The following is a 12,766-nucleotide window of genomic DNA, read 5'->3' as shown; positions in this document are numbered from 1 at the left end:
AGGACAATATTCCAGTACGGCATAAGATTTCTAAAGGGGATGAAAGAGTGAATAAGTCACAACTGGTCGATAAGATTGCCGAAGGCGCAGATATTTCTAAAGCAGCAGCTGGCCGTGCATTAGATGCGATTATTGCGTCTGTTACTGAGTCTTTGCAGAGCGGTGATTCTGTTGCTCTGGTCGGTTTTGGTACTTTTGACGTGCGTGAGCGTTCTGCACGTACTGGCCGTAACCCTCAGACAGGTAAAGAAATCAGCATTCCTGCTGCCAAAGTACCTGGCTTCCGTGCTGGCAAGGCACTGAAAGACGCCGTTAATAAATAACGTGTCCGACTCAACCGTCTGAATTTGTTTGTATGTTATAAACCCACGTGAGTGGAAACAATGAAACATTAGACTGACGTGGCTGAGTTGCTAGGGTAAAATACAAGGCGCATCATAACCGATGCGCTTTTTTTATGGCTAAGGTTTCATGGAAACAGAGCCTTTCCCAGTAGGTCGATTCGGTTAATGGGATAGGTTTTTGATCTTATAGCCCAATTTTATCGTATTACGTGTGCAGTGTTGGCTACGAATCAGATAGACTGAGCCGACAAAAATTACTGTATTACCCACAATCACAGCGGAGTGTTGCCACACTATGATGGACAATTTACGCGCGGCCGCTAATCACGTCGTGCTCAAAATCATCCTGGGCCTAATCATCGTGTCATTTGTTTTGACCGGGGTAGGGGGTTATTTGACCGGCGGTTCCGGTGACTATGCGGCGAAAGTCGATGGTCAGGAAATTAGCCGTGGTCAGCTTGAGCAAGCGGTTCAAAGCGAACGTAGTCGCTTACAGCAGCAATTGGGCGACCAATTTTCAGTGTTGGCAGGTAACGAAGGCTATATGAAAGAGCTGCGCAAGCAGGCTCTTAACCGCCTAATTGATGACACTCTGCTTGATCAGTACGCCAAGAAATTGGGTCTGGGAATTAGCGATGAGCAGGTGAAAGAAGCTATCTGGGCAATGCCTTACTTCCAGACGAACAACCAGTTCGATAATGCTAAATATCTGAACATTATTGCCAATATGGGATTAAGTCCAGATACCTATGCACAGTTGGTTCGCCAGCAGCTCACCAGCCAACAGCTGATTCAGGCTTACACCGCAACGGGCTTCACGCTGCCGGTAGAAGTTGAAGCTATGGCTGCGTTAACCATGCAGCAGCGCGATGTGCGTTTGGCAACGATTGATATCAAAGAGTTGGAGAAAGCTCAGCAGGTTACTGATGAAGAGCTGAAATCCTACTACGAGCAAAACCGAAATAGTTTTATTGCGCCGGAAGAAGTGAAGGTTAGCTATATCGAAATGGATGCCGCGGCGATTCAGGACAAAATTACCGTTTCTGATGAGGATATCGCAGCTTATTACGATCAGCATAAATCCAGCTACACCCAGCCGGAGCGCAAAGATTACAGCGTTATTCAGGTAAAAACTGAAGCTGATGCTAAAGCGGTATTGGATGAATTGAACGGCGGTGCCGATTTCGCCAAAGTCGCTGCTGAGAAATCCACTGACATCATCTCGCGTAAAAACGGCGGTGAGTTGGGATGGTTAGAACCGGGCACTACGCCAGATGAAATTCTGGGTGCTAAGTTAACCACCAAAGGTCAGCTATCTGGTGCAGTAAAATCAAGCGTTGGCTATCTCGTTATTCGCCTGAATGACGTGAAACCAGAGCAGGTAAAACCGCTGGCTGAAGTTCGTGCGGATATTGCCACTCAGGTTAAACAGCAGAAAGCACTTGATGCTTACTACGCGTTACAGCAAAAAGTGAGCGACTCTGCAACCAGCGATAATGAATCACTGGCCGGTGCAGAAGAAGCCGCTGGCGTGAAGGCGACTGAGACTGGCTGGTTTACACGTGACAGCGTCCCTGCTGCGCTGAACTTTAAACCGGTTACTCAGGCAATCTTCGATGGTTCGCTGATTGGCGAGAATGGCGCACCAGGAAGCAACTCTGATGTGATCAGCGCTGAAGGCGACCGTGCTTTCGTGATCCGTATTTCTAGCCATAAGCCAGAAGGCGTTAAGCCGATGGATCAGGTTAAAGATCAAATCACCAATATGGTGAAGCGTCAGAAAGCTATCCAGCAGGCGCGTAATGAAGGCGACAAACTGTTGAGCGCGTTGCAGTCAGGTAAAGGTGATGAAGCGCTGAAAGCGGCGGGGATTAGTTTTGGTGCAGAACAGACCTTAACGCGTGCCTCTGAGGATCGTCAGTTAGCCGATACCGTGTTTGCCATGGCGCAGCCAAAAGACAACAAGCCGGTTTATGGCTTGGCTCAGGATCGTCAAGACAACATCGTGCTGATCCAATTGGACGCGGTTAAGTCGGGTCATTTGAGTAATGAAGAGCTTAAAGCCTTCTCTTCTCAGATGTTGACTGGTGCAACCGGCATTACCTTCGATTCTCTGATGGATAATCTGCGTTCAAATGCCAAAATTAAATTAGGCAGCGCAGCGAGCGAAATGCAGTAAGCATCGCAATAAATTTGCATCCTGATGCAATCATAAAAGGCCGCTTATGCGGCCTTTTCCATATCTGGAGAATGGTGTTTGTCATGTTTTTTATCCTGCTGCACTCTGTGTTCGCTGACACACAACAGGAGAATTTCAGCATGAAAAAGCAAAATATGATGGTGCAATTAATCGGTGCATGGGCCTTGCTCGCAGGGGCTTTGCTGTTGCCGTTACAGGCTCAAGCGGCGACGACGGCTAAACCAACACCCCCTAGCGTTGAACAAACGCAAAAAGCCACAGATCCTCAACCGGTAACTAAAGATGCCTCACCGGGCATTGTGGGAACCAGTATTAATATCAACACGGCCAGTGCGGAAGAGATGGCAACGGCGCTTAACGGTGTTGGGCTGAAGAAAGCACAGGCGATCGTGGAATATCGTGAGAAGAATGGGGCTTTTACCCAGATCGAACAGTTAGAAGAGGTGAAAGGAATTGGCGCAGCATTAATCGAACGTAACCGCGATCGCTTAAAATTGTGATCGAGCACAAAATTCAGTGGTCAAACCAGTTTGGTTTTTTAGCGCTCTGCTACTTTCAATAGTGCGCTAAGAATTAAAAATAGCTGAGCAGGCGGCTGCATGTTTGCAGTCGCTTCAGTCAAATACTGGAAAAGGCCACATGAACGATGAGCAATGCAACCATCATTAAAGTTCGAGGATATCATTTAGATGTCTATCAGCATGTCAATAACGCCCGTTACCTTGAGTTCCTTGAGGAGGCGCGCTGGCAGTGGCTTGAAGACCACGGTGCTTTTGATTGGATGATGAAGGAAGCCATCGCGTTTATGGTGGTGAATCTGAACATTAACTATCGTCGCGGCGCTGTGTTAAATGATGAGCTGGTGGTGGAGAGTAAGCTGCATCAGCTTAATGGCCGTAGCGGCGTGTTAAATCAAATCATCACTCGCACTTCGGATAATGAAATTATCATTGATGCTGCTTTAACGTTTGTTTGCACCGATCTGAGAACGCAAAAGGCATTGCCTTTGGAAGGCGCATTACGCGATCGTCTGCTGGAATTGAGCGGAGATAAGTGAAGATAATAAATGAGCCGCCAATATGAAAATATAGCGGCTCATTGAGTGTGATCTTACAGGTTGATGCTGATCGTTTGAGAGATCGAGATACACGGGGCTAGCACACCGCGGGGCGCTCCGGCAGCTAAAGCTGCTACGACCCCATCGGTGTACTTCCCCTAAAATCAGGCTTAAGTGACCAACATTGATCTTACAGACCGGCTTTTTCTTTTAGGCTTGCAGAAACCGCCGCACGGTTGGCTAAATAATCATTGAGCCCGTGTGAGCGCAAATGGCAGGCAGCGCATTCACCGCAGCCGTCACCTTGAATACCGTTGTAGCAGGTGAGCGTTTCCTGGCGAACCAGATCAAGTTTTTGGTAATGATCGGCTAACGCCCAGGTTTCTGCTTTATTCAGCCACATCAATGGGGTTTCGAAACGAACGTCGCGCGCCATGCCTAAGACAATCGCTTTATTTAACGCTTTCACAAATTCGTCTCGGCAGTCTGGGTAGCCGGAAAAATCCGTTTCGCATACGCCGGTAATGACGGCCTCGGCCTGCACTTGATAAGCATAAATAGCTGCTAAGGTCAGAAATAGAATATTGCGGCCAGGCACAAAAGTATTTGGAATACCGTCTTCACTTTCGGTGGGAACCGGAATGTTATCGCGGGTAAGGCTGCTTATCGCCAGTTCGTTAAGCAAGCCAACATCGAGCACTTTATGCGCTGATGCGCCGAGTTTAATCGCGAGATCGCGTGCGACGTCAATTTCAGCACGATGGCGTTGGCCATAATCAAAAGTGATGCAATGCACTTCGTCATAACGCTCCAAAGCTTGAATTAGACAAGTTGTGGAGTCTTGACCGCCACTGAATACTACCACCGCGCGTTTCATTGCCTTACCTCTATCAATCTAAAAAAAGATAGGCAGACAACAAAATTGCCTGCCATAACGTTGTCTATGGTAACGGCTATGAGAATAGATGAACAGCCCGACTATTCATCCGTGGGGGCGGGAACCCATGCCCGACAGAAGTCAAACCACCCATAGGCGGTAAGCGTCACGCCTTCTACGCGAGGAGGTGCACTGATTTGATACTGGTAATTAAACAGCGGCATGATGATGCTTTGCTGCATGAGGTGAGTGTAATAATTCCGTAGAGCATGATGACGCTGCGTTTCGTCTGCTAACTGCTGCACACCATCAAGCACCGTGCGGCATTGCTGCTGTTCTTTATCGCTCAAAATTGCCTGCCAGAGCACATCAATTCTCAGCCAGTTCTCCAAGGCGACCTCGGGCGACTCGCCGATTAATCTGTCGCCTAAAATAATATCGACATCAGCAAACTGCGCATTTGACTCCCAACGTTTACCGTCATAGAAACGCACTTCTAACTCACACCCAGCTTGAGCGAGGCGTTCCTGTAGCCGGTCGGAAAGCGCGGTGAGCTCTGCCGGTGGATGGTAAAGCAACGTGAGTTTTGAGGGCAACGAAATCGGCTCAGGGGTAGGTTCCGGCAACGGCCAGCCAGACAACATTGCGCTGCTGCGTTCGATAAGGCCATTTTCAATCGGGAGATGATTGAGCGTATTTTCTTCTCGAATCAGCGTCGTGAGGAAACGCCTTTGAGCCACGGTGAGCTTTCCGCGCTTCTGGTTGAGTGCGATATAACAAAAACCTACGCTGGTGCTGCGTTGTACCGGACGAACGCTGTCTAACTCTTCATACTGTCCGATGGTTATTTTTACTGGATGCTGGCTGCTGGGCGCCGCTGATGCTTGCTCAGGATTGGAGGTGATCCAATATTCAATCGCATGCAGGTAAGGGCGATGCAGATGATAGCTGCTGTGCTGCTCAAGCCTAATGAGCATGTCAGAAGAGCTGATCTGGCGGAAAGGCCCCGCGCCGATTTCAGGGTAATCAGGATGAGGCAGAAGGCAGAGTAAATCCGCCAGACGGTGAGCAAGCCAATAGTCGGCACACTTTAAGGTAAAACGAATGCACAGCGCGTGGGGCAGAGAAATATCCGCGATGCTGCTCAGGAAACTACCGCAGCGAGGATGATGGCGCAGCTGTTTTAGCCGCTGAACCAACTGTTCGGCAGTGATAGGCTGCCCGTTGTGCCAGCGTAAATCGCTGCGCAGTAAAAACTGCCACTTAAGACCATCGGCGCTGATTTGCCAATGATGTGCTAAATCGGGCTGCGGGTGAGGATTACCGGTTTCAAAGCGAGTGAGCCCTGCATGAATGGTATGGGCGAGATGCTGTTCGGCACGTCCAGTTAGTGCTAACGGTGCAATAGGTTCAAGCGTTCGATAGTACGGAATACGCAGCGTAGGAAGGTCAGAATCCCATTGTCCACCCAGATGCGGCATCAGCAGTTCATTTAGATGGATGGGGTCACGCTCGGCCAGCTTTAACGCATTTTGATGATCGCCCGCGTTGAGCAACTGTTGCGTCAGGTTAGCACGCAGCTGCTGTTCAGGAATAACGCAGTGCAAACGGGCGCGTTTCCCACGTCCTGCGGTTGCATGCCATTCCAACCATTTCAGCTCCTGAAGTTGGGCTAACAACGTGCGTACATGGCGCTCACTACAGCAGAAAACCCCAGCCAGTTCAGCAACGGTTGTCTGAATCGGATCGTCACCAGCAAACTGGTTTAAACGTTGGTATTGGCTAAGCCTCTGTAGCAGGCGCATCGTTAAATCCTGAACAATTTTCTTTAATTGTTCACTATTAGTTCCGCAAATGCCACGCCATACTGTTTATCTCACTGTATTCGTCACAAAATTATTCGTCACAAGAAGAGGTTTCAGTATGGTTCGTTTAGCCGCCTTTGATATGGATGGCACTCTGTTGATGCCTAATCATCAGGTTGGGACTGAAACCTTGGATGCGCTGCATCGTTTGTCTGAAAATCAGGTTGCGCTGACGTTTGCAACGGGGCGTCATTTTCTTGAAGTGCGTACTATTGCGCGCCGATTAGGTTTACAGGGTTACATGATTACCGGCAATGGCACGCGGATACACGATCGCGAGGGTAATAACTTATTTTCCAGCGACTCAGTACCAGAAATTGCGCTTGAGGTTTTGCATTCGCATTGGGAAACGCCCGCCTCGGTACACGTTTTTAGAGATGACGGCTGGTTGACCTCGGTTGAGTATCCAGAGCTCTTAGCGCCACATGTGGAAAATGGTTTTGGCTATCAAATCACGCCGCTGCGCGCTTTACCGGCTTATGGTATTAGTAAAATCTGTTTTTGTGGCGATCACGATGCCTTAACGGCCTTACAAACGCGCCTACGCCAGCATTTTGGCAATGCGGTTGATCTGTGTTTTTCGGCCTACGATTGCTTAGAAGTTCTGCCAGTAGGGACGAACAAAGGTTCTGCGCTCAGCCATTTATGCAATCATTTAGATATCGATCTTGCTGATTGTATGGCGTTTGGTGATGCGATGAATGACAGAGAGATGTTAGGCATGGTTGGAAAAGGTTACATCATGGGTAATGCGTTGCCGCAGCTTAAAGCCAGCCTGCCGCACTTAGAGATTATTGGTCATTGCCAGCAACAGGCGGTGGCACAGCAGTTAAACAATTGGCTGAGTTCACCAAAAAAACCTCACCATTCCCCCGAATAACGAGGATTCTTTTACAGCCGCCGGGCCTATACATAATGTATATAGCCCGGTTTTTTCTTTCTGCTTTAGGAAAGAGGGATACGCTACATCGCTTCTAACTGTTGGGTATATTGGCTCAAGTCACCGATATTCTTTTTCACCCAATCAGCATCATAGTAGGTATCTAAATACCGTTCACCGCTGTCACAGAGTAGGGTGACGATAGCGCCTTGTTCGCCGCGCTCGCGCATTTGACGTGCCAGTGTTAATGCTCCCCACATGTTTGTACCCGTCGAAGCCCCGACTTTGCGTCCTAATACCTTCTGTAGCCAATGGATGGTGGCAATGCTGGCGGCATCAGGAACACGCATCATGCTGTCGATAGCCTCAGGGATAAATGAGGGCTCGGCCCGTGGGCGTCCGATGCCTTCAATTTTGCTGCCACAGGTGCCTGTAATAGTGCGGTCTTTTTGCAGATAGCTATCCATAAAGACCGAGTTTTCAGGATCCACCACCATCAGATGAGTCGGGTGCCCTTGGTAACGAATATAACGACCTAAGGTTGCGGACGTGCCGCCGGTGCCCGCGCTCATGACGATATAAGCAGGAACCGGATGCGGTTCGCGTTCCATCTGACGAAATATGCTATCGGCAATATTATTGTTGCCACGCCAGTCGGTTGCTCGTTCAGCATTGGTGAACTGATCCATATAATGGCCGTTCAACTCTTTGGCCAACTGCTCTGACGCCGCATAAATCTGGCTGGCGCTGTCAACAAAATGACAGCGACCACCATAGAACTCGATCTGTTCGACTTTTTTACGAGCGGTGCATGAAGGCATCACGGCGATAAACGGCAAATTCAGCAGTCGAGCGAAATAGGCTTCGGAGACGGCGGTGCTGCCTGAAGAGGCTTCGATGATCGTGGTGTCTTCTTTAATCCAACCGTTACAGAGTCCATATAAAAAGAGTGAGCGGGCTAGACGATGTTTCAGGCTGCCGGTTGGATGGGTGCTCTCATCTTTTAGATACAAATAGATGCCGGGAAAAGTAGGCAGATTTAAACGAATAAGATGTGTGTCTGCCGAACGTTGAAAATCGGCTTCGATCTCGCTGATAGCGTGCTTTACCCAAGCGTTGTTCATGATAATGGCCTATATGAGTCAGTCTGAACGTATGGGATAAGACTATCGGATTTTGCAGAAAAAAAAGTTGCTATATAGACTTCATATTGGCCTAATAAGAGAAAATATTTCTCCATAAGTGATATATGTTAGATAAAACAGACCGAAAACTGTTGGAGCTTTTACAGCGCGACTGCACTCAGTCGTTGCAGGTGTTGGCCGATGCGGTCAACCTAACCTCTACGCCTTGCTGGAAACGCCTGAAACGCCTAGAAGATGAAGGCTATATCGTCGGGCGCGTAGCGCTGCTCGACAAAGACAAGCTTGGCCTTGGTCTGACCGCATTTGTTATGATCAAAACCCAGCATCACAGCAGCGAGTGGTATCATCATTTTGTGCAGCAGGTTGAGCACATGCCTGAAATCCTTGCGTTTTATCGTATGGCTGGAGAGTACGATTATTTAATGCAGGTACAGGTTGCGGATATGAAAAGCTACGATGCTTTTTATAAGCGATTGGTGAATGCGGTGAAAGGCTTAAGTGACGTCACTTCCAGTTTTGCGATGGAACAAATCAAAAGCACCACGTTCTTGCCAGTGGGTGAATAAAGCACACAAATTTACCCATCACGCGGTTACCTAAGTTTCCTATCGGTGTTATCCTAGTGCTGTTTATATATACAGCATTTAAAATCAAAGCCCACTGCGGGCTATGGAATAAAAATACGTGAGATTATTTGCCCAACTAGGCTGGTATTTTCGTCGTGAATGGCGGCGATATCTGGGAGCCGTACTTTTATTAGTCGTTATCGCTATTTTGCAACTGGTGCCGCCGCGCATTGTTGGCATCGTGATCGACGGCGTGTCAAAACAGCATATGCCCGCAAAAACGCTGGCATTTTGGATTGGTATTTTACTGCTCGTCGCGGTGGTGGTGTATTTGCTGCGCTATGTGTGGCGAGTGCTGCTCTTCGGCGCGTCCTATTTGCTTGCCGTTGAACTGCGTGAAAAATATTACCGCCAGCTCAGTAACCAAGCGCCTTCATTTTATCAGCGCCACCGCACCGGCGATTTAATTGCCAGAGCGACCAACGACGTCGATCGCGTTGTCTTTGCCGCGGGGGAAGGCGTATTAACGCTGGTGGACTCGCTGGTGATGGGCTTGGCGGTGCTGTTTGTGATGAGCACCCAAATTAGCTGGGAGCTAACGCTGCTGTCTCTTATTCCGATGCCGATTATGGCTATGGTGATTAAGCATCAAGGCGCGCAGCTACACTCGCGGTTTAAGTCTGCGCAGGCGGCGTTCTCCATGCTCAACGATCAGGCTCAAGAGAGCTTGACCAGCATTCGCATGATTAAATCCTTTGGTCTAGAAAATCATCAGTCGAAACGCTTTGCCGATGTCGCAGCCGAAGCCGGTGCGCGAAATATGCACGTAGCTAAAGTCGATGCGCGCTTTAACCCGACGATTTTTATCGCGATTGGCTGTGCCAACTTATTGGCGATTGGCGGCGGTGGGGTGATGGTCATTCATGGTCACCTAACGTTAGGGCAATTGACCAGCTTCGTGATGTATCTGGGATTAATGATTTGGCCGATGCTGGCATTAGCGTGGATGTTTAACATCGTGGAGCGCGGTAGTGCGGCCTATAGCCGTATACGCAGCATGCTATCTGAGCCGTCAACGGTTCAAGACGGCGAGCGTTCTTTGCCTCAGGGGCGAGGCGTACTCAGCGTTGATGTTGCACGTTTCGCTTATAGCGAAGGGACTAACCCTGTACTGCATAACATCCAATTCAATCTCGCGCCGGGTCAGATGCTAGGCCTGTGTGGGCCAACGGGGGCGGGTAAAAGCGCGTTGCTCTCATTGATTCAGCGACAGTTTGATCCCGACCAAGGAGAAGTGTGTTTCCACGGTATCTCTTTGCGTGAACTTCGTCTGGATGAATGGCGTGCTCGTCTTGCCGTGGTGAGCCAAACACCTTTCCTGTTCTCGGATTCCGTTGCCATGAATATTGCATTAGGTAAGCCTGATGCAACACAGGAAGATATTGAACGTGTGGCTAAGCTCGCCAGCGTGCATGAGGATATTCTGCGCTTGCCTGAAGGCTATCAAACCGAAGTGGGAGAGCGTGGCGTGATGCTGTCCGGTGGACAAAAGCAGCGTATCTCTATTGCTCGCGCATTGTTACTGGACGCGGAAATTTTGATTCTTGACGATGCACTATCGGCGGTTGATGGCCGTACTGAATATCAAATTCTGCATAATCTGCGCGAATGGGGAGAGAATCGAACCGTGATTATCAGCGCCCATCGCCTTTCTGCGCTGACAGAAGCCAGCGAAATCCTCGTGCTTCAGCAAGGCGCTGTGGCTCAGCGTGGCTTGCACAGTGAACTGAGTCAACAGCGTGGTTGGTATCGAGATATGCATCGCTTCCAGCAAATTGAAGCGCAGCTTGATGAACCAGACTCGCAGATTCAGGAGCCAGATAATGCGTAATATCAAACAACTCTGGCCGACCCTGAAACGCTTGCTCGCCTATGGTGGCCCTTATAAAAAGCCGTTAGCGATTGCCGTGGTGATGCTGTGGGTAGCGGCGGCAGCGGAAGTTTGCGGCCCGATTATTATCAGCTACTTTATTGATAACGTGGTTGCCAAAGGCGATCTCAGACTTGGATTGGTGACGGGCCTCGCGCTGTTATATCTGCTTCTTGAGTTTACCGCAGCGGGTTTGCAGTATGCGCAGGCATTGCTGTTCAACCGTGCGGCGGTTGGAGTCGTGCAACAGCTACGCACCGACGTTATGGATGCTGCGCTGCGCCAGCCTCTATCAGCCTTCGATAATCAGCCTGTCGGACAGCTTATCTCGCGAGTGACCAACGACACCGAAGTGATTAAAGATCTTTATGTCACGGTAGTGGCGACGGTGCTGAAAAGCGCGGCGCTGATTGGTGCGATGCTGGTGGCCATGTTTACCCTTGATTGGCGAATGGCGCTGATTTCTATCTGTATTTTCCCCGCCGTATTTGTGGTGATGGCCGTTTACCAGCACTACAGCACACCGGTGGTACGCCGCGTTCGTAGCTACCTTGCCGATATCAATGATGGTTTTAACGAAGTGATCAACGGCATGGGAGTTATCCAACAGTTCCGCCAGCAGGCGCGCTTTGGTGAAAAAATGGGGGAGGTTAGCCGCTCTCATTATCAAGCGCGTATGCAGACATTGCGTTTGGAAGGCTTTTTACTGCGTCCGTTGCTGAGCCTTTTCTCCGCCATGATCCTCTGTGGACTGTTAATGCTGTTTGGCTTCAGCGCCGAAGGCTCGATTGGCGTGGGCGTGCTTTACGCTTTCATTAACTATTTAGGTCGTCTGAATGAGCCTTTGATTGAGCTCACGAGCCAACAGTCCATGATGCAGCAGGCCGTTGTTGCCGGAGAGCGCATTTTCGAGTTAATGGATGATGCCCAGCAGAATTACGGTGGCGATATTCAGCCTTTGCAGAGCGGGCGCGTTGATGTTAACAACGTGACTTTTGCCTATCGGGAAGGTCGCCCTGTTTTGCAGGATATCAATCTGCATATTGCATCACGCGGATTTGTGGCATTAGTCGGGCATACTGGCAGCGGTAAATCGACGCTGGCTAACTTGCTGATGGGTTATTACCCGGTTAATCAGGGAGAGATCTGCATTGATGGTCGTCCGATCCCTACGCTGAGCCATCAGGTTTTGCGTGAAGGCGTAGCGATGGTTCAGCAGGATCCTGTGGTGATGGCTGAGTCGGTTATGCATAACGTGACGCTTGGCCGCGATATCAGTGAGGCTCAGGTTTGGAAAGCGCTGGAGGACGTGCAGCTTGCACCGCTGGTCAGAAGCTGGCCGCAGGGCATTCAAACCCAACTGGGTGAGCAGGGAAATAATCTGTCCGTAGGGCAAAAGCAGCTGTTAGCAATGGCGCGTGTGCTGGTTCAGGCTCCTCAAATTCTTATTCTGGATGAGGCAACGGCTAATATCGATTCCGGTACCGAGCAGGCGATTCAGAAAGCGCTCAATGTGATTCGCCAACAAACAACCTTGATTGTTATTGCTCATCGATTGTCGACTATCGTAGATGCTGACTCTATTCTGGTTCTGCACCGAGGACAGGCAGTGGAACAAGGTTCGCATCACGAACTACTGGCTAAGCAGGGGCGTTACTACCAAATGCACCAGCTGCAATTAGTGGGAGAAGCGCTGGCGGCTGGATTGCATCAAGAATCGCCGACGATCTAAATATTTTCCGCAGCTAAAAAGCCGGTTGTTATGCCACGGATGCATAGCACCGGCTTTTTGTTTTCTACAGCGTTCATTATGGTAACCCAGTCTGTGCATTTGCAGTGCATAGCAGCCTAGAATTGTGTAAAAAAAATGCACCGTATTTTCCCTGATTGCACGCTATTGGT

General features: G+C 49.5%; 11 protein-coding genes. 8 read left to right on the top strand and 3 right to left on the bottom strand.

All coding sequences use genetic code 11. From position 1 onward, the window contains the following. Window positions 1-47: 47 nt before the first annotated feature. The 4 genes from hupB (at window position 48) to DSM2777_RS19590 (ending at window position 3,601) form a co-directional block, all read left to right on the top strand. Window positions 48-323 carry a nucleoid-associated protein HU-beta gene (gene hupB, locus DSM2777_RS19605; protein ID WP_046457246.1) on the top strand — a complete coding sequence of 92 codons (276 nt, stop codon included), beginning with the start codon at window positions 48-50 and terminating at the stop codon, window positions 321-323. A gap of 316 nt (window positions 324-639) precedes the next feature. Beyond that, on the top strand, window positions 640-2,523 hold the full coding sequence (gene ppiD / locus DSM2777_RS19600) for a peptidylprolyl isomerase (RefSeq protein WP_061554935.1): 1,884 nt from the start codon (window positions 640-642) through the stop codon (window positions 2,521-2,523). A gap of 140 nt (window positions 2,524-2,663) precedes the next feature. Continuing rightward, entirely contained in the window at window positions 2,664-3,044 is a 381-nt protein-coding gene (locus DSM2777_RS19595) for a ComEA family DNA-binding protein (RefSeq protein ID WP_061555443.1), read from the top strand. A gap of 146 nt (window positions 3,045-3,190) precedes the next feature. After that, window positions 3,191-3,601 carry a YbgC/FadM family acyl-CoA thioesterase gene (locus DSM2777_RS19590; protein ID WP_025799978.1) on the top strand — a complete coding sequence of 137 codons (411 nt, stop codon included), beginning with the start codon at window positions 3,191-3,193 and terminating at the stop codon, window positions 3,599-3,601. Window positions 3,602-3,791: 190 nt separating this feature from the next. Here DSM2777_RS19590 and queC read toward each other — a convergent pair whose 3' ends face one another. Next, on the bottom strand, window positions 3,792-4,478 hold the full coding sequence (gene queC, locus DSM2777_RS19585; protein WP_061554934.1) for a 7-cyano-7-deazaguanine synthase QueC: 687 nt from the start codon (window positions 4,476-4,478) through the stop codon (window positions 3,792-3,794). Between the two features lie 101 nt (window positions 4,479-4,579). Next, complete coding sequence (locus DSM2777_RS19580; RefSeq protein ID WP_061554933.1) at window positions 4,580-6,283, bottom strand: SgrR family transcriptional regulator; 1,704 nt, start codon at window positions 6,281-6,283, stop codon at window positions 4,580-4,582. 118 nt (window positions 6,284-6,401) lie between these two features. Between DSM2777_RS19580 and cof the strand changes: the two genes are divergently transcribed. Next, entirely contained in the window at window positions 6,402-7,223 is an 822-nt protein-coding gene (gene cof, locus DSM2777_RS19575; protein ID WP_061554932.1) for an HMP-PP phosphatase, read from the top strand. An 83-nt stretch (window positions 7,224-7,306) separates the two neighbouring features. Here the strand turns inward: cof and DSM2777_RS19570 are convergent, their stop codons facing one another. Next, the gene (locus DSM2777_RS19570; RefSeq protein ID WP_061554931.1) at window positions 7,307-8,347 is read right to left on the bottom strand and encodes a PLP-dependent cysteine synthase family protein; all 1,041 of its coding nucleotides are present in this window, start codon (window positions 8,345-8,347) and stop codon (window positions 7,307-7,309) included. A 125-nt stretch (window positions 8,348-8,472) separates the two neighbouring features. Here DSM2777_RS19570 and DSM2777_RS19565 point away from each other — a divergent pair, with 125 nt between their 5' ends. From DSM2777_RS19565 to DSM2777_RS19555, 3 genes are all read left to right on the top strand, one after another. Beyond that, on the top strand, window positions 8,473-8,934 hold the full coding sequence (locus tag DSM2777_RS19565; protein ID WP_025799970.1) for an Lrp/AsnC family transcriptional regulator: 462 nt from the start codon (window positions 8,473-8,475) through the stop codon (window positions 8,932-8,934). Window positions 8,935-9,052: 118 nt separating this feature from the next. Then, entirely contained in the window at window positions 9,053-10,825 is a 1,773-nt protein-coding gene (locus DSM2777_RS19560; RefSeq protein ID WP_061554930.1) for a SmdA family multidrug ABC transporter permease/ATP-binding protein, read from the top strand. Beyond that, the gene (locus tag DSM2777_RS19555) at window positions 10,818-12,596 is read left to right on the top strand and encodes a SmdB family multidrug efflux ABC transporter permease/ATP-binding protein (RefSeq protein ID WP_046457239.1); all 1,779 of its coding nucleotides are present in this window, start codon (window positions 10,818-10,820) and stop codon (window positions 12,594-12,596) included. Before DSM2777_RS19560 ends, DSM2777_RS19555 begins: the two co-directional genes overlap by 8 nt. Window positions 12,597-12,766: the final 170 nt, after the last annotated feature.

The organism is Obesumbacterium proteus, from assembly GCF_001586165.1.
In the GTDB taxonomy this organism is placed as follows: domain Bacteria; phylum Pseudomonadota; class Gammaproteobacteria; order Enterobacterales; family Enterobacteriaceae; genus Hafnia; species Hafnia protea.
The sequence above is the reverse complement of the archived record's forward strand: the minus strand, read 5'-3'. Positions and strand labels throughout refer to the sequence as shown.